Here is a 16,968-nt window from a genome sequence, read left to right on the forward strand (position 1 = left end):
CGGTTCACCTCCGGTTCTTCGGGTCGAGCGCCTCGCGCAACGACTCGCCGAGCAGGGTGAAGCCCAGCGCGACGATGATGATGGCGATGGCCGGGTAGAACGCCAGCTCCGGCTTGACGTCGATGTAGCGCTGCGAGTTGCCGAGCATCAGACCCCACTCGGCCCGCGACGGGTCCGGGTCGCCCAGGCCGAGGAACGACAGCGACGCGGCCTCGATGATCGCGGTCGCCAGCGTCAGCGTCGCCTGCACGATGACCGGGCCGAGCGAGTTCGGCAGCATGTGCCGGAACACGACGGTCCGCCGCCGCACGCCCAGCGCCGTCGCGGCCAGCACGTGGTCGCTGTGCCGCTGCGCGAGCATCGCGCCGCGCAGCAGCCGGGCGAAGATCGGCACCGTGGTCACCGCGACCGCGATGATCACCGTGGTCTGGCTGCCCCGGCTGGCCAGCGCCGCGATCGAGATCGCCAGCAGCAGGCTCGGGATCGACAGCATGATGTCGGTGAACCGCATCAGCCAGCTGTCCACCCAGCCGCCGAACGCGCCCGCCAGCCCGCCGATGATCATGCCCAGGACCAGGCCGATCAACGTCGCGCCGACGCCCACGACCAGCGACTGCTGCGCGCCGACCAGCAGCCGGCTGAAGAAGTCGCGGCCCAGCTCGTCGCCGCCGAGCAGGAACCCCGGCTGCGCGCCGGGGATGAAGTCCGGCCGCAGGTCCGCCAGCAGCTCCGGGTAGCGCTGGTACGGGTCCTTGGGCGCGATGAACGGCGCCACGATGGCCAGCACCAGGAACAGCAGCACCAGGAACGCGCCCAGCAGGGCCACCGGGCTGCGCAGCATCCGCTTCACCGCGTCGGCCGCGAGGCTCGTGCCCGCCGACTCGGCCAGCGCGTCGACCCGCGCCTTCTTGCGCTTGAGGAGACTGGTCATGATGCCCGCACCCTCGGGTCGATGATCGCGTAGGAGATGTCGACCAGCAGGTTCACGAGGACGTAGACCACGGCCGCGAGCAGCAGCAACGCCTGCAACCGCGGGTAGTCCCGGCGCTCGATCCCCTGGGCCAGCAACGACCCCAGCCCGCCCCACACGAACACCCGCTCGGTGAGCACGGCGCCGCCCAGCAGCAGACCGGTCTGCAGGCCGATCGTCGTGGACACCGGCAGCATCGCGTTGCGCAGCACGTGCCGGCGCCGGATCAGCTGCGCCTGGAGGCCCTTGGCGTTCGCCGTGCGGACGAAGTCCTCGTTGAGCACGTCGAGCACCGAGGCGCGGGTGATCCGCACGATCACCGCGAGCGGGATGGTGCCCAGCGCGATCGCGGGCAGCACCAGGTGCCACAGCGCGTCGGCCGCGGCGTCCCACTCCTGGGTGAGCAGGCCGTCCAGCACGGCGAAGTTCGTCACGTGGGTCGGGTCGATCGTGACGTCCTGCCGGCCCGACGGCGGGAACAGCGCCAGGTCCTGCGCGAACAGCTGCTTGAGCAGGATGCCGAGGAAGAACACCGGCACGGCCACGCCGACCAGCGTGCCGATGACGGTGGAGTTGTCCAGGAACCGGCCCCGGTTGCTGGCCGCCAGGTAGCCGAGCGGGATGCCCAGCACCACGGCGAACAGCAGCGCGGCCAGCGACAGCTCGATGGTGGCGGGCAGCGCGCGGCTGATCTCGGCCACCACCGGCTCGCCGCTGATCAGCGAGCTGCCGAAGTCGCCGCTGAGGATGCGGCCCAGGAACTTGAAGTACTGGATGAAGATCGGCTGGTCGAGACCGAGGACCTTGTTGAGCGCCTCGATCTTCTCCGGGGTCGCCTTGTCGCCGAGCAGGGCGCCCGAGGGTCCCCCGGGCAGCGACCGCAGCCAGACGAAGACCAGCAGCGACAGGATCAGCAGTGTGGGGATCGCCTGGAGCAGGCGTCGGACTATGAATCGCAGCATGATGGAAACCCTCTGGACAGCACGGGTGGTGACGCCCGGGTCACGGACGCCACCACCCGCCTACCGTTCGGTTCAGCCCTTGCTCACCGTGTCGAAGCGCTCGTCGGTCAGCGGGCTCGGGACGAGGCCCGTGATCTTGCTGCTGACCACGATCGCCGGCGGCGAGTGGGACACCGGGATCGCGGGCAGGTACTTGCTCATGATGTCGCGGCTCACCTGCTTGTAGGCGTCCGCGTGCTTGTCCTGGTCGACCACCGCGTCGGCCGCGGCGATCGCGTCGAACATGGCCGGGTCGGCGAAGCCGAACTCCTTCTTCTCACGGCCGAAGAACGTGCCGATGAAGTTGCCGGCGTCGTTGTAGTCACCGGTCCAGCCGAGCAGGTGCAGGTCGTGCTTGCCGAGCTTCTGCACGTCGTCCTTGTAGCCGCCGTTCCACGGGCGGGAGACGATCTGCGCGTTGATGCCCGCGGCCTTGAGGTCGTCGGCGATCACGGCCGCGATCTCGGACGGGTTCGGCATGTACGGCCGGCTGACCTCGGTGGGCACGTAGAAGTTCAGCGTCAGGTTCGACACGCCCGCCTGCGTCAGCAGCTCCTTGGCCTTGGCCACGTCGTGCGGGTACTGCTGCACGTCGTCGGCGTAGCCCGCGACCGTCTTCGGCATGAACTGCGTCGCCACCTCGGCGCCCAGCGGCAGCTTGGTCTTCACCAGCTGGTCGCGGTTGACCGCGTAGGCGATGGCCTGGCGGACCCGCAGGTCCTTCAGCGCCGGGTTGTTCGCGCCGTTGATGCCCAGGTACAGGATGTTGAACGCGGGCCGCGGCGTGACGTTGAAACCGTCGGACTTCAGCGAGTTGTAGTCGGCCGGACTCGGGAAGTCGTAGCCGTCGATCGTGCCGGCCTTGAGCTCCTGCTTGCGCGCGTTCTCGTCCGGGATGATCTTGAAGATCAGCTTGTCGAGCTTGGCCTTCTCACCCCAGTAGTCGTCGTTGCGGACCAGGGTGATGGTCTTGTTCGCCTTGTCGAACTTCTCCAGCTTGAACGCGCCGGTCCCGGTCGGGTGCTCGGTGGCGTAAGCCGGGTAGGTGAACGAGTCGCCGGACTGCACGACGTTGTCCGCGTCGTACTTCTTCAGCGCCTCGGGGCTGGAGATGGACAGCGCGGTCAAACCGAACGCCGCCGGGAAGGCACCCTTGTACTTGTTCAGGTTCAGGACCGCGGTGTGCTCGTCCTTGGCGTCGCAGGACTTGTAGACCGGCTCACCGGCCGCGTCGCCCTCGTTCTTGGCGAAGCCCTCGAACACGTCGCCGTAGTAGATCATCTGGCTCTGGGCGGCGGCGCCCTTCATGTTGAACCAGCGGTCGAAGTTGAAGCACACGGCCTCGGCGTTGAACGGCGTGCCGTCGTGGAACTTGACGTTCTTGCGCAGGTCGAACGTCCACGACGTGCCGTCTTCGCTGGGCGTCCACTTCTCCGCGAGACCCGGCGCGAGGTCGGCGGTGCCCCGCTTGTAGGTGACCAGCGTGTCGAACATCTGGCGGATGGGGCGGAAGCTCTCGCCGTCGTCGTTGAAGATCGGGTCGAAGTTCTTGGGCTCGCCCGCGGCGCCGAAGACCATCGTGCCGCCGACCTTGCCGGACCCCGAGTCGTCCGTGCGCTCGGATTGGGCACAGGCCGACAGTGCCAGTGCCGCGACGCCGGTCAGGCCGATCGCGGCCAACCATCGGCGCCGGGCCGTTCGAAATTGAAGCATTTGACACACCCCTAGGGAAATCCGGGATCTCACGGTGTGGTCACGGACCCTAACCGGTCACCAACACCCTTCCGACTCGGCCCAGGTCACGATCCGGCCACGTGAATCAGCATTAACACACGGACGGCACAGCTCCGCTGACCCAACGTGACCACGGACGATCGGGCAAACGTCCTCCTACGCTGTACAACGGACAACAGAAACCCGCACAGCCGCGGAGGGAGGTCGCCGGTGAGCCCAGTGGTCGAGTTCCGCGTCCTCGGCCCGTTGCAGGTGCTGGTCGACGGCGAGCAGGTCGTGGTGCGGGCGGGGCGGCAGCGCTCGCTGCTGGTGTCGCTGCTCATGCGCGCCGGGGCCGGTGTCTCGGTGGACGAGTTGGCGGAGCACATCTGGGGCGCCGAGCCTCCCGCGCGGGCACGCGGCACGCTGCAGACCTACGTGATGCGGCTGCGCCAGGTGCTCGGCCCGGCCGTGCCGATCCGGACCGTGCCCGACGGCTACCTGATCGACGTCGACGAGCGCACCATCGACGTGATGCGGTTCGAGCAGCTCGTCGAGGAGGGCGAGCGGGAGCGGGCCGCGGGCAGGCTGGAGTCGGCCTCGGCGATCTTCACCGCGGCGCTGGCGCTGTGGCGCGGCCCGGCGATGGTGGACGTGCCGTCGGAGGTCCTGCACCGCGACGAAGTCCCCCGCCTGGGCGAACGCCGGTTGCACGTGGAGGAGCGGCGGGTCGAGGTCGACCTGGAGCTGGGCCGCCACGCCGAGCTGATCCCCGAGCTGTCCCGGCTGACCAGCGAGCACCCGTTGCGGGAACGGCTGTGGGCGCAGCTCATGGTCGCGCTGTACCGGTCCGGGCGGCAGGCCGACGCGATCGGCGCGTACCGGCGGGTCAGCGGGCTGCTGGCCGAGCAGCTCGGCATCGACCCCGGCGACGAGCTGCGGCGCGTGCACCAGCAGGTGCTCGGCGGGTCGCCCGCTCTCGACCTCGGGCCGAACGCGCCCGCCGCGCGGCGCGACCGGGTGGTGCCCTCGCAGCTGCCCGCCGACATCGGCGACTTCGTGGGCCGCGAGCAGGCCGTCCAGCTCATCGAAGCGCTGCTGCGGACCGCGCAGGGCGTGCCGGTGGTCACACTGGCCGGGCCGCCCGGCGTGGGCAAGACGGCGCTGGCCGTGCACGCGGCGCACAAGATGCGGCACTTCTTCCCCGACGGGCAGCTGTACGTGAACCTGCGCGGCTACGCCCAGGGGCCGCCGCTGAGCGCGGTGGACGTGCTGCCGCGGTTCCTGCGGGCCCAGGGCGTGCCGCCGGAGTCGGTGCCGCTGGACCAGGACGAGCAGGAGGCGATGTTCCGGTCCCGGCTGACCGACCAGCAGGTGCTGCTGGTGCTCGACAACGCCGCCAACGCCGAGCAGATCCGGCCGCTGCTGCCCGGCTCACCGGGCTGCGCGGTGCTCGTGACCAGCCGTGACACCCTGCGCGGGCTGGCGGTCAGCCACGCCGCGTCCAACGTGCGGCTCGACGTGCTCGACCGGTCCGAGACGCGGGCGCTGCTGGCGGGGATGCTCGGCGACGACGTGGTCGCGGCGCAGTCCGACGCGGCCGACGAGCTGGCCGAGCTGTGCGCTCACCTGCCGCTGGCGCTGCGGATCGCGGCGGCCAACCTGCTGTCCCGGCCGGAGATCACCATCGCCTCCTACGTGGAGGAGCTGCGCGCGGGCAACCGGCTGGCGGCGCTGGCCGTGGAGGGCGACGAGCGGGCCGCCGTGCACGCCGCGTTCGACCTGTCGTACACGGCGCTCAAGCCGGAGCTGGCGTCGCTGTTCCGGCTGCTGTCGCTCGCGCCGGGCGACATCACACCCGACGTGGCGGCCGCGCTGGGCGGGCTGACCACGCAGGACGCGCGGCGGCGGCTGGACCGGCTGGCCACCGCGAACCTCGTGGACAACCACGCACCCGGCCGCTACCAGTTCCACGACCTGCTGCGCGACTACGCCACCGAGCGGCGCGAGGTCGAGGACGACGCGGCGGAGAGCGCGCAGGCGTCGCGGCGGCTGCTGGACTGGTCGATCCGGACGGTCGACAACGCCACCGACGCGTTCAAGTCCACGTTGCTGCGGCTGCCGCGCCACGACGTGGTGGCGGGCGTGACGCCGCGCCTGTTCTCCACCTCGGCCGAGGCCCTGGCCTGGCTGGACGCCGAGCGCGGCAACCTGGTCGGCCTCGTCGTGCACGCCGCCGACCGCCAACCCGACCGGGACGTGTGGCAGCTCGCCGACGCGCTGCGGCGCTACTTCTACACGATCGGGTTACCGGTGGAGTGGCTCGCGACCGCGAAGGCCGGGCTGGCCGTGGCCCAGGCGTCGCAGGACGCGGTCGGCGAGGTGGCGATGCTGTCGTCGCTGGGGACGCTGTACTGGGCGATCGGGCAGCACCGGGTGGCCGTCGACTACTTCCGCCGGGCCATCCCGATCCAGCAGCGCACCGGCGCCGCGCCCGCCGTCGAGGCCGCCGTGCTGGCGAACCTCGGCGCGGTCTGCATCGACATCGGCGACCTGGAGCAGGCCGCGGAGCACCTGGAACGCGCGCTCGTCATCACGCGGTCCATCGGGGCGTTGCAGCAGGAGGGCATCGCCCAGCTCAACCTCGGCGGCGTCTACATGCAGCTCGGCCAGCTGGACCGGGCCGTGTCGTCGTTCGAGGGCGCGCTGGACGTCGGCAACCGGCTCGGCGCGTGGATGACGCAGGCCGACAGCCACCGGGCGCTGGCCGAGGTGCACCTGTTCCTGGGCCGGCCGCAGCGGGCCGCCGAGCTGTACGAGCGGTGCGGCGAGCTGTACGAGCGGGCCGGTGCGCGGGGATTCGCGCACTTCTCGCACGAGGGCTTGGCGTTGACGTACGTGATGAGAGGGCGGTGGGCCGACGCGGCGCACGAGGCCGGGCGGGCGGTCGGCATCGCGGAGGAGCTGGGCAATCTCAAGGGGCTGTGCGACGCGAAGAACGCGCTGGGTGAGGCGCTGTGCGGGTTGGGCAGGCTGGAGGAGGCGGTCGAGCGCACCACGGAGGCGCTGCGCATCGCCGAGGAGACCGGCTACCCGCTGGGGATCGTCGCTGCGCGGCGCGGCCTGGCGCTGGCGCACCGCGCGGCGGGCCGGCTGGACGAGGCGCGGTACTCGGCGACCCAGGCCCTGGACAGCGCCGTGCGCTACCGGTTGCGGATCGCCGAGGTGGACGTGCTGGCCGTGCTCGGGCGGGTCAGGCTCGACCAGGGTGACGTGGCCCAGGCGCTCGACCTGGCGCTGCGGTGCCTGGAGCTGAGCCGCGCCACGGGGCAGCGGTGCGTGCACGCGCGGGCCGCGCACCTGGCGGGTGACGTCCTGGCCGCCAAGGGGGACGGTGCGGGCGCACTACGGCACTGGCGGACGGCCCTGGAGTGGTTCACCGCGATCGGGTCGCCGGAGGCGGACGTGGTGCGGGCGTCGCTGGACGGCCAGGACTGACCCCGGCCGGCTTGCGACGGGGCGGTGCCGACGCAGGGCTGACGTGTCCCCTGCCGACACACGGCGGCTGGCCCTGGACTGCCCCGCACTGCACTGCCGGCACTGGGCGGCCGGCGCTGGGCGGCTTCTGTCGATGCCGGGCGCATGCATCGATGCCGGGCGTATGCAATCAACGCCGAGCAGGTGCAGCCAGCTCAGGGCGGACGCAGTCCCACCCGGTCGGGTCGATGCAGCCACCGCATGGCGGGGCCGGTGGGCCGCTGTGCCCCCGTAGGGGCGCGTGCTCAGTCCGGCGTCACGAACCGGTCGGCGCGTGCCTTCGTGCCGTCCACGGCGAACCAACCGCGTTCGAACGCCTGCCAGCGCCGCAGGTGCGCGCGGTTGGCCTCGCCGTCCCGTTCGACGGCACGGCGCAACCGCTCCGCCGGGTCGGGCACCTCGACCCAGATCACCTCGTCCAGGCGTGGCGCGATCGAGCGCCGGGCCGCCGAGACGCCCTCGATGATCAGCACGTCCGGCACCGGCACGTCCACCCACGCGCCGGGGCGCGCCCAGCCCCCGGCCCACTCCATCCGCCGGTAGCGGGCCGCGCGGCCCTGCCAGAGCGGGTCGAGGACCTCGGCGACCAGGCGCGGCCACCACGACACCGGGTCGGTCCAGGTGGCGAAGTGGTCCGTCGGCACCACGGTCGCGCCCAGCTTCAGCGCCAGGCGCGCGGCGAACGTCGACTTGCCCGAGCCCGACGGCCCGTCGACCGCGACGAGCCTCACATGCTGCGCCGGCCGGACAGGGCCCGGCCCAGGGTGAGCTCGTCGGCGAACTCCAGGTCACCGCCCATCGGCAGGCCCGACGCGAGCCTGGTCACGGTGAGGCCGGGGAAGTCCCGCAGCATCCGCACCAGGTACGTCGCCGTGGCCTCGCCCTCCGTGTTCGGGTCCGTGGCGATGATGATCTCCGACACCTCCGTGCCGATCCGGGTGAGCAGCTGCCTGATCCGCAGCTGGTCCGGCCCGACGCCCGACAACGGGTCGAGCGCGCCGCCCAGGACGTGGTAGCGGCCCTTGAACTCGCGGGTCCGCTCGACCGCGAGCACGTCCTTCGGCTCCTCCACCACGCAGATCAGGGTCAGGTCGCGGCGGGGGTCGCGACAGATGCGGCAGGTCGTCTCGGCCGAGACGTTGCCGCACACGTCGCAGAACACCACGCCGTCCTTGACCTTCTGCAACGCGTCCTGGAGCCGGCCGATGTCGGCCGGGTCCGCGGCGAGCAGGTGGAAGGCGATGCGCTGCGCGCTCTTCGGACCGACGCCCGGCAGCCTGCCGAGCTCGTCGATCAAGTCCTGGACGGGCCCCTCGTACATCAGCCGAACAGCTTCCCGAGACCGCCCAGGTCGTCCATCCCGCCCATGCCGCTGGCGAGCGGGCCCATCTTCTGGGCCGCCAGCTCCTGCGCCGCGCGGTTGGCGTCGCGCACGGCCGCGACGACCAGGTCGGACAGCGTCTCGACGTCGTCCGGGTCGACCGCCTTCGGGTCGATGTTCAGGCTCTTGAGCTCGCCGCCGCCGGACACGACGGCGGTGACCAGACCACCGCCGGCGGTGCCGGTCACCTCGGCCTCGGCCAGCTCCTGCTGGGCTTCAGCGAGCTGCTGCTGCATCTTCTGCGCCTGCTGGAGGATTTGCTGCATGTTGGGCCCACCGGGTTGCACCGCGGGTTCCTCTCTTCGGGGTCTGCCGCCGTTCACCAGCGTAGTCGCGTCGATCAGCCCTTCAACGGCCGAGCGCCAAGCTCGTCGGCGAGGAGCTTGAGCACCACGGCCTCCGGGTCGAGCCGCTGGTCGTCCGCGTCGCCGGGGAGGGCGGCCTCGGCCAGCATCTCCTCCTCGTCCACCGGCTCCGGCGGGAGGGGCTCATCGGGCTCCGGCGGCTCGGGCGGCGGCGGCACGTCGTCGACGGCCGGGCGGCCGGACGGCGCGGACCGGCCCGGCTCGGGGCGCTGGCCCGGCTGCTGCGCCTGGCTCGGCCGGGTCGGCGCGGGCCGTTGCGGCTTCTGCGGTGCCGGGCGGGACGGGGCCGCGGCGCTCGCGTCGCCGTGCACGCACCTGACCTGCCACGTGCCGCCGAGGACCTGCGCGAACGCGGCGGCGATGGCGTCGGCGTTGCGCGGTTCGGCGAGCCGGCGGGCCAGCGGCGCGGAGGTGTGGGCGAGGGTGACGGTGGTGCCGTCGACGTCGGCGACCGTGGCGTTGGTGAGCATCGCCTCGGTGCTGCGGCTCGTGCCGCGGACCACGCCCAGCAACTCCGACCAGCGCCGCCTCACCTCGACCGCGTCGACACCGCCGGCGGACGGCGCGGGTGCGACCTGGGCGGCCTGGGCGGCCGGCGCGGGCACGCCGGCGGGCGGCGTGGCGGCCGGCCACTCGCCCGGCGCACCGGACGGCGGCTGCGCGGCGTGCGGCCCGACGCCCTGACCACGCTGGTCCTCGCCCGAGTGCGGCGCGACGGCGTGCGGCGCGGCGGGCTGGGGCGCGACAGCGGACGGCCCACCGGGCTGTGGCGCGGCGGCGTGCGGCGGACCGGCCGGCGGCGCGGCGGCCTGCACACCACCGCTCTGCACACCACCACTCTGCGACCCAACGCCCTGCGGCGCGGCGGCGGGTGACCCGGACGCGGGCGGTGCGGCGGGCGTGCCTTCGCCGGCGCTCGGGGTGCCGGCCGACCTCATGGCGGCCGACCGCAGCACCGGCGGCGGGGGCAGTCCGGGCGGGCCCGCGGGCGGCGCGGCCTGCGGTGCGGGCGTGGCGGGGCGGTCGACCGGCGGTGCGGCCGGTGCGGCGCCCTGGGCCGGTGCCGGCGCGGGGTCGGCGGCGCGTTGCGAGGGGCGCTGGAAGCGGGTCTCCGGGGCGGACCCCGCCGCCGCGCCGCCGGCCGGTGGGCCGTGGCGCTCCAGCTGTTCCACGCGTTGCAGCAGGCCCGACTCGACGTCGCCGACCGACGGCAGCAGCATCCGCGCGCTCACCAGTTCGAGCAGCAGGCGGGGCGCGGTCGAGCCGCGCATCTCGGTCAGGCCCTGGTGCAGGATTTCCGCCCAACGGGTGACCGTCGCGGGCCGGGTCGCGTCGCGCTGCGCGATCATCTTGGCCAGCTCGTCGTCCGGCGCGGACACCAGGCCGCGCTCCGCCGCGTCGGGCACGGCGTGCAGCAGCACCAGGTCGCGCAGCCGGTCGAGCAGGTCGGACGCGAAGCGGCGCGGGTCGTGCCCGGCGTCGACCAGGCGGTCGATGGTGCCGAACACCGCCGAGCCGTCGCCCTGCGCGAGGCCGTCCACCACGTCGTCGATCAGCGCCACGTCCGTCACGCCGAGCAGCGCGATCGCCCGCTCGTAGCGCACGCCCTCGGGGCCCGCGCCGGACAGCAGCTGGTCCATCACCGACTGCGTGTCCCGCGCCGAGCCGCCGCCCGCCCGGATGACCAGCGGGAACACCGACGGCTCGACCGCCACGCCCTCGGCGGCGCAGTTGCGCTCCAGCAGCGCGCGCATCGAGCTCGGCGGGATCAGCCGGAACGGGTAGTGGTGCGTGCGCGAGCGGATGGTGGGCAGCACCTTGTCCGGCTCGGTGGTGGCGAAGATGAAGATCAGGTGCTCGGGCGGCTCTTCCACGATCTTCAGCAGGGCGTTGAAGCCCTGCGTGGTGACCATGTGCGCCTCGTCGATGATGAACACCCGGTACCGCGACTCGGCCGGCGCGTAGAACGCCTTGTCCCGCAGCTCGCGGGCGTCGTCCACGCCGCCGTGGCTGGCCGCGTCGAGCTCCACCACGTCCACGCTGCCCGGCCCGTTGGGCGCGAGGCCCACGCACGAGTTGCACTCGCCGCACGGGTCGGGCGTGGGCCCCTGCACGCAGTTCAGCGAGCGCGCCATGATCCGCGCGCTGGACGTCTTGCCGCAGCCGCGCGGCCCGGAGAACAGGTACGCGTGGTTGACCCGACCGGCCGCCAGGGCGGTGCGCAGCGGTTCGGTGACGTGCTCCTGACCGACGACCTCGCCGAAGGTCGCCGGACGGTACTTGCGGTAGAGGGCGAGCGCCACGTCGGCGACCTTACCGGGAGGGTCCGACAAAGAAAGGGGACCCCGTGCACCCACCAGAGCCCGCTTATCCTTGCTGCCTTCCGGCCCTGGGGAGGTTCGCGAGATGTGTGCCGCACGAGGTCCGCGTTCAGTGTAGCCGGTCGCCCCACCGGACCTGTCCCCACCCACTCCCGGCACGGGAGAATTTCACCGGAAAGTGGCACTACCCGGTGAAGGAGGAACCAGATGAGGGCGCTCGTCCTCGCGTGCACCGCCCTGTTGCTCGGAGCCACCACCGCGGCGGCCGACCCGGTACCGCCCCGGCACGCCATCGTCATCTGCCAGACCGCGAGCTTCTACGGCAACTACGACCACGCCGTCGGCCCGGTCGAGTTCAAGCGCACCCTGACCTACGGCAACAAGATCGGCCACACGCCCGGCGCCCACCCCGTCTACAACGGGTGGGCGGCGAGCATGGACTTCGGCCCCAACGACTGGGGGTACATCCGGATCGAGTGCATCGGGGGGTACGACTCGTGGTGAGAGCAGCAGCAGCCCTGGTCGCCGCGGTCGCGCTCGTCGTCACCGCGACACCCGCCCAGGCCGCCAACGGCACGGTCGGCGAACGCGAGACCGTGTGCGCCAACGACCTCTACGTCCGCACCGCACCCAACGACGGCCCGTGGATGGGCACCCTCTACCGGGGTCAGACGTTCCTGGTGAAGGGGCCGAAGTCGGGCAACTACATCTACGGCTTCGCCTACGGCCACATCAACGCCAACGGCTGGGTCGCCGACGGCTGGTTCTGCTAGCCGAGCGCCCCGGTGAACAGCGGCACGGCCTGGTCGAGCGCGTAGGCCATGCCGAGCGACGAACCGCTGGAGAAGGCGTTGATCAGGCTCTTGTCCTCCAGGACCAGCGCCTTCTCCGGCACCAGCGGGTTGGCCTTGAGCGCGGTCGCGTCGCCGCCGATGGGGAACAGCACGCTCAGGTCGGCGGTGAGCAGGTCCAGCCGTTCGGCGGAGATGTCGACGTAGAAGGTGCCCGACGTCAGGTCCTCGACGTCCTTGCGGAGCGTGAAGCCGATGGCCTTCATGAAGTCGGCACGGGGGTCGCCGGAGACGTACGCGCCGAACTTGCCGTCGAAGTACGCGCCGACCACGGTGGTCTTGCCGTCGAACTTCTTGTTCGCGGCGAACTTCGCGTCCAGGTCGGCGACGATCCGCTCGCCCTCGGACACCTTGCCCAGCGCCTTCGCGACCAGCTCGACCTGCTGCCGCCACGAGGTGCCGTACGGGATGACGTCCTTCGGCGCGCCGATCGTGGGCGCGATCTTGGACAGCTTCTCGTGCTTGGCCTCGTCGTTGTCCGACCGGGTGTTGAGGATGAGGTCGGGCTGGAGTGCGGCGACGGCCTCGTAGTCGATCTCGGTGGTGCCGAGCAGCGTCGGCGCCTGCCGGTAGAGCCCTTCCGCCCACGGCCCGACGCCCTTGCCGCCGAACGCCAGCCAGTCGCTCGCGCCCACGGGCTGCACACCGAGCGCGAGCGCGGTCTCCGCGTCCGACCACCCCAGTGCCACCACGCGCGTCGGCGGCTTGTCGATCGTCACGGGACCGAACCGCGTGTCGACCGTCACCCCGGACGACGCCGGCTCGGACCCACCGCCCCCACCACCGCAAGCGGCCAGGAGCAGGGCGGACAGGGCAACCACGAGACCACGCTTCATTAGGCAAGGCTAACCGAATCCATTGGCGGCCGATGCGACCGACCACCCGTTTTGGGAGCGGCGCGGACCCTCCGTTAGACTCCGCCACGGAGGATTCGCATAGCGGCCTAGTGCGCACGACTGGAAATCGTGTTGGGTTAACCCCCTCACGGGTTCAAATCCCGTATCCTCCGCAGACCGAAGCCCCGGTCACCACCAGGTGACCGGGGCTTCGTCGTGTGCGCGATGCAACGTTCTGCGCCTCCGGAAGCGTTTAAACCAGTGATCGACCGATTACTGGGAGGACACGCATGAGGATCGTCACGACGGCCGCCGCGGTGGCCGCTGCCGCCGCCGGCCTGATCGCCGGTGGTGCGGCCACGGCGGCGGCCGAGGTGGGGGCGAGCGGGCCGGCGCAGTACAGCGCCACGGCGTGGCACGACGTCAACGTCCGGCACTGCCCTTCGACGGCGTGCACGACGGCGCCGGGGAGCCCGATCCTGGCCGGCTGGACGGTGGGGGCCTACTGCTGGGTGCACGGCGAGTCGGTCACGGACTTCGGCTACACCAACGACGTGTGGCTCAACGTCGGCAGGCAGGACGGTGGCACGCAGTGGGCCAGCGCCATCTACTTCAAGGGCGACGCGCTCGCCAACCTGCCGAAGGACGCGCAGTGCGCTGACGCGCCCCAGCCGCCCACCACCACCCCGCGTCCCACCACGACGACGCAGGCACCCACCACCACGCCGCGGCCCACCACCACCACCACGCAGGCGCCGACCACCACGCCGCGGCCCACCACGACGTCGTTGCCGCCGACCACGACGGTCGCGCCCACCACGACGACGGCCTTCCCGACCACCACCCAGAAGCCGACCACCACGGCCTACCCGACCACGACGGTCGCGCCCACCCGGAGCTGATCGCGGCGAAGGAAAGGCCCCCTCGGACTCCGCGTCCGAGGGGGCCTGGTCGGCCTGTCGCCGCCGGCTACGGCCGGGGCACGTGCGCCGCGATGTCCTCCAGCAGGAACAGCAGCTGGTCGACGTGCGCGATGCCGGAGCTCGGGCGCAGCTTCACGACCTGCGGGTCGTGGTCGCTGGCCTGGTCGGCGAACTCCGCGTTGACGTGCACCACGTCGTAGCGGTACCGGATGATGTTGGCGCTGATCAGGATGTGGTCGAGGGTCTGCGAGTTGCCCTCGAACACGTAGCTGTACCGCTCGGCCGCGGGCAGGGTGTCGATCAGGGCCACCACGTCGCCGTTGCCGGTCAGCGTGCGGACCGCGGGCGAGAACTGGTAGTCGTTGATGTCACCCGCGAGGACCACGTTGGCGCCCTTGTCGACGGCCTTGACCTGGTCCACGAAACCGCGCAGCAGCGCGGCCTGCTGAGCGCGCTGCACCTCCGAGCTGCGCACCGGCTCCTGGTAACGACCGTGCATGGCCTGGTCGCCGCCCTTGGAGTTGAAGTGGTTCGCGACCACGAACACCGTGCGGCCGCGGAACTTGAACTCGCCGGCCAGCGGCTTGCGGCTGCTGTTCCACGCCGGGTCGGCGGGCGCGATGCGGCCCGGCGACACCGACAGCGCGGCGCGGCCGTGCTGCTGCACGACGGACACCGGCGTGGTGGCGTCGCCGCCCGCGCGGTCCACGAAGGACACCCGGGCCGGGTTGAACAGGAACGCCACCCGGATGTTGCCGCCCGGCTCGCCGCCGTCGGCCTTGTTGACCGGGTCGATCTGGCGCCACTGGTAGCGCGGGCCGCCCGCGGCCACGATCGCGTCGGTGAACCTGGCGAACGTCGCGTCCGCCGCCACCGTGCCGTCGTCGGTCGCGCCGTTGTTGTCCTGGATCTCCTCCAGCACCACGACGTCCGGGTTCCGCAGGTTGTGCACCACGGCCGCGGCGAGGCGGTCGAACTTGGCCTGGTCGTTCGTGGCGGCCAGGTTCTCCACGTTGTAGGTGGCCACCGACAGCTCGAACGCGCGCTGCTGGTCGGTGACCTCGGGCGTGATGCCGCCGGACACGTGCTCGCCGACGGTCTTCGTGGCCAGGGTGTAGCCGCCGAAGTTGGTGTACTCGACGTTGCCGACCGTCGCGCCGCGCCACACGTCGCCGACGTTGCTGGTCTGCGGCGCCGCCGCACCCGGCTTGACCTTGATCCGGCCGCTGTTGGGCTGGTCGTAGCCGAGGTAGATCGTGCCGCCGCGGGCGGTCGGGTTCTGGTCCGGGAGGGTGGTGATCCACGTCTCGCCGAAGCTGTTCGTGGGTCCGACCACGCGGGCGTCGTCCACCTGGACGTACATGCCCTCGCGGGACTCGTAGTAGTCCTGGCCGTAGGTCGCCGGGTCGAGCGGGAGCGCCTCGATGCTGCCGCCGTTCGCGGTGGGCAGGTAGCCCGCCGGCGGGCTCAGCTCCTCCGGCGCGGGCAGGGCGTTGCCCTTGGACTTGACGGTGACCGTCGCGCCGGTGATCTCGGTGAGCGTCTGGTTGGAGTTGCTCGCCGCGTCACCGCCCGGCCGGTACTCCGCGACCGTGCCGGAGACCAGCACCGCGTCACCGGGCTCGACGGTCGGGGCGAGGCCCGCGGTGTAGACGAACACGCCCTCGCTGGTGCGCGGGTCGGTGTCCGGGGCGGTGTCCTGGATCCAGAAGCCGCGGTCGCCGATGGCGCGGGTCGCGGTGACGACGCCGGGCACGCCGGTGACCTTCTGGCCCAGCAGCGGTGAGACGCGGGTCGTGCCCTGGACGTCGCGGATGCGCTTGTCGCCGGGCTCGGGCTCCGGGTCCGGGTCGGGGGTGCCGGGGCCCTGGCCCTTGGCGTTGACCGGGGTCGGCGCGCCGACGGTGAAGTCCGCCGCGTTGTCGTCGGTGTCGGTCAACGCGGTCCGGGCCGCGGAGGTGGTGTTGCCCGGGTTGGCCGTCGGCGAGGTCTCGCGGACCACGGTGGACGAGCCGTAGCCGACCAGGTCGCGCACGCGGGTGTCGGCGGCGCAGTCGGCGGCGGTCTTGCAGGTCAACGGGGTGGTCGCGGTGACCAGGGCGATCGTGCCGCCGGTGCCGCCCATGGCGATCGTGCCGGTGACGTCCGGCGTCGGCAGCTCCACCGTGCCGCCCGCGCCCTTGCCCTCGGCGACCAGGAACCGGCCGCCGGCGGGGATCGAGCCGGTCAGCGGGGTGACCTGCCACTGGCTGGACGCGCTCGCGCTCGCCGGGAGGTACTGCACGCTCCAGCCGTCGACGGCCAGCGGCGTGGCGCCCGCGTTGCCGAGTTCGACGAAGTCCTGGGTCAGCGTGGCACCGGAGTTGCCGCCGCCGCCGTAGACCTCGGCGACGAGGCCGTCCTGGCTCGGTGCCGCGAGGATCGGCGTGGCGAGGGCGAGCGTCACGGCGGAGGCGGCGGTGACCGCCAGCCCGACGCGGAGCGGGGTAGGTCTCAACGGGTCCTCCGTAGTTGGCGGCTGCGCGCATCCTCCCCGTATCGAGTGAACGACGGAAGACACCGTCACTAACGGTTGACCATTACCTGCCATCGAACGTGTGTTCGAACGTAGGGTAGGGTCATGGCCGTGCCCTTCCCGGTGGCCCTCCCAGCGCCGGCACGGGCACGACAGGCACGACAGGGGCGCCGACCCGGACCTGACGAGGTCCGGCTCGGCGCCCGTGCGCGCGTCAGCGGCCCTTGTGGCAGGTGAAGCCGGGTGATTCGAAGTCGCACCCGGTCGGGTGTCCGATCGACTGCCCGCACACGCAGGCCGGACAGGATGCGCCGCACCCGCCGGGAGCGGCCGGCACCGAGGCCGTGAAACGTCGGAGCCCCGGTTGCCATGATCGGCAACCGGGGCTCTGAGCAGCGGTGGCGGTGGGATTTGAACCCACGGAGGCTTTCACCTCACACGCTTTCGAGGCGTGCTCCTTCGGCCGCTCGGACACGCCACCGCCGAGAACAATACAAGACCGGTGCGGTGCCACCCAACCGGGGGTCGCCTCGAACATCCGCGCTGGTCAGAGTC

General features: G+C 72.1%; 13 protein-coding genes, 2 tRNA genes and 1 other RNA gene. 5 read left to right on the forward strand and 11 right to left on the reverse strand.

The window, feature by feature from the left end:
- Positions 1-4: 4 nt before the first annotated feature.
- The 3 genes from ACIQMJ_RS04080 to ACIQMJ_RS04090 form a co-directional block, all read right to left on the reverse strand.
- Complete coding sequence (locus tag ACIQMJ_RS04080; protein WP_499759513.1) at positions 5-931, reverse strand: ABC transporter permease; 927 nt, start codon at positions 929-931, stop codon at positions 5-7.
- Positions 928-1,932 (reverse strand): ABC transporter permease, encoded by a 1,005-nt coding sequence (locus ACIQMJ_RS04085; RefSeq protein WP_499759514.1) that lies wholly within the window; start codon positions 1,930-1,932, stop codon positions 928-930. Before ACIQMJ_RS04085 ends, ACIQMJ_RS04080 begins: the two co-directional genes overlap by 4 nt.
- A 72-nt stretch (positions 1,933-2,004) precedes the next feature.
- Positions 2,005-3,684: an ABC transporter substrate-binding protein gene (locus ACIQMJ_RS04090; RefSeq protein ID WP_499759515.1), complete on the reverse strand. Its 1,680-nt coding sequence runs from the start codon at positions 3,682-3,684 to the stop codon at positions 2,005-2,007.
- 231 nt (positions 3,685-3,915) lie between these two features.
- Between ACIQMJ_RS04090 and ACIQMJ_RS04095 the strand changes: the two genes are divergently transcribed.
- Positions 3,916-7,182 (forward strand): AfsR/SARP family transcriptional regulator, encoded by a 3,267-nt coding sequence (locus tag ACIQMJ_RS04095; protein WP_499759516.1) that lies wholly within the window; start codon positions 3,916-3,918, stop codon positions 7,180-7,182.
- Between the two features lie 284 nt (positions 7,183-7,466).
- On the opposite strand, the gene ACIQMJ_RS04100 is transcribed toward ACIQMJ_RS04095, so the two are convergent.
- The 5 genes from ACIQMJ_RS04100 to ffs all read right to left on the reverse strand — a co-directional run bounded on the left by ACIQMJ_RS04100 (position 7,467) and on the right by ffs (position 11,396).
- Positions 7,467-7,952, reverse strand: coding sequence for a uridine kinase family protein (locus tag ACIQMJ_RS04100; protein WP_499759517.1), 486 nt, complete (start codon positions 7,950-7,952; stop codon positions 7,467-7,469).
- Positions 7,949-8,542, reverse strand: a complete 594-nt coding sequence (gene recR, locus ACIQMJ_RS04105) for a recombination mediator RecR (RefSeq protein WP_141979645.1) — start codon at positions 8,540-8,542, stop codon at positions 7,949-7,951. Before recR ends, ACIQMJ_RS04100 begins: the two co-directional genes overlap by 4 nt.
- Positions 8,542-8,868 carry a YbaB/EbfC family nucleoid-associated protein gene (locus ACIQMJ_RS04110; protein WP_267937029.1) on the reverse strand — a complete coding sequence of 109 codons (327 nt, stop codon included), beginning with the start codon at positions 8,866-8,868 and terminating at the stop codon, positions 8,542-8,544. The genes recR and ACIQMJ_RS04110 overlap by 1 nt, the downstream gene beginning before the upstream one ends.
- A gap of 74 nt (positions 8,869-8,942) precedes the next feature.
- Positions 8,943-11,270, reverse strand: a complete 2,328-nt coding sequence (locus ACIQMJ_RS04115; protein WP_499759518.1) for a DNA polymerase III subunit gamma and tau — start codon at positions 11,268-11,270, stop codon at positions 8,943-8,945.
- Between the two features lie 31 nt (positions 11,271-11,301).
- An RNA gene (gene ffs, locus ACIQMJ_RS04120) (signal recognition particle sRNA small type) lies at positions 11,302-11,396 on the reverse strand.
- A gap of 99 nt (positions 11,397-11,495) precedes the next feature.
- Between ffs and ACIQMJ_RS04125 the strand changes: the two genes are divergently transcribed.
- Positions 11,496-11,792 carry a hypothetical protein gene (locus ACIQMJ_RS04125; RefSeq protein ID WP_499759519.1) on the forward strand — a complete coding sequence of 99 codons (297 nt, stop codon included), beginning with the start codon at positions 11,496-11,498 and terminating at the stop codon, positions 11,790-11,792.
- Positions 11,789-12,061, forward strand: a complete 273-nt coding sequence (locus ACIQMJ_RS04130; RefSeq protein ID WP_499759520.1) for a hypothetical protein — start codon at positions 11,789-11,791, stop codon at positions 12,059-12,061. Before ACIQMJ_RS04125 ends, ACIQMJ_RS04130 begins: the two co-directional genes overlap by 4 nt.
- Here ACIQMJ_RS04130 and ACIQMJ_RS04135 read toward each other — a convergent pair.
- Positions 12,058-12,975 (reverse strand): iron-siderophore ABC transporter substrate-binding protein, encoded by a 918-nt coding sequence (locus ACIQMJ_RS04135; protein WP_499759521.1) that lies wholly within the window; start codon positions 12,973-12,975, stop codon positions 12,058-12,060. The two genes, ACIQMJ_RS04130 and ACIQMJ_RS04135, sit on opposite strands and share 4 nt — an antisense overlap.
- A gap of 88 nt (positions 12,976-13,063) precedes the next feature.
- Between ACIQMJ_RS04135 and ACIQMJ_RS04140 the strand changes: the two genes are divergently transcribed.
- Positions 13,064-13,148 (forward strand) — tRNA-Ser (locus ACIQMJ_RS04140).
- Positions 13,149-13,265: 117 nt separating this feature from the next.
- Positions 13,266-13,877 carry a hypothetical protein gene (locus ACIQMJ_RS04145; protein ID WP_499759522.1) on the forward strand — a complete coding sequence of 204 codons (612 nt, stop codon included), beginning with the start codon at positions 13,266-13,268 and terminating at the stop codon, positions 13,875-13,877.
- Positions 13,878-13,944: 67 nt separating this feature from the next.
- Here ACIQMJ_RS04145 and ACIQMJ_RS04150 read toward each other — a convergent pair whose 3' ends face one another.
- Together ACIQMJ_RS04150 and ACIQMJ_RS04155 are read right to left on the reverse strand one after the other, a co-directional pair.
- Entirely contained in the window at positions 13,945-16,395 is a 2,451-nt protein-coding gene (locus ACIQMJ_RS04150) for a DUF8508 domain-containing protein (RefSeq protein ID WP_499759523.1), read from the reverse strand.
- 414 nt (positions 16,396-16,809) lie between these two features.
- Positions 16,810-16,894 (reverse strand) — tRNA-Ser (locus tag ACIQMJ_RS04155).
- Positions 16,895-16,968 lie beyond the last annotated feature (74 nt).

Origin of the sequence: Actinosynnema sp. NPDC091369 (assembly GCF_044757065.1) — a bacterium.
Lineage (GTDB): Bacteria > Actinomycetota > Actinomycetes > Mycobacteriales > Pseudonocardiaceae > Actinosynnema.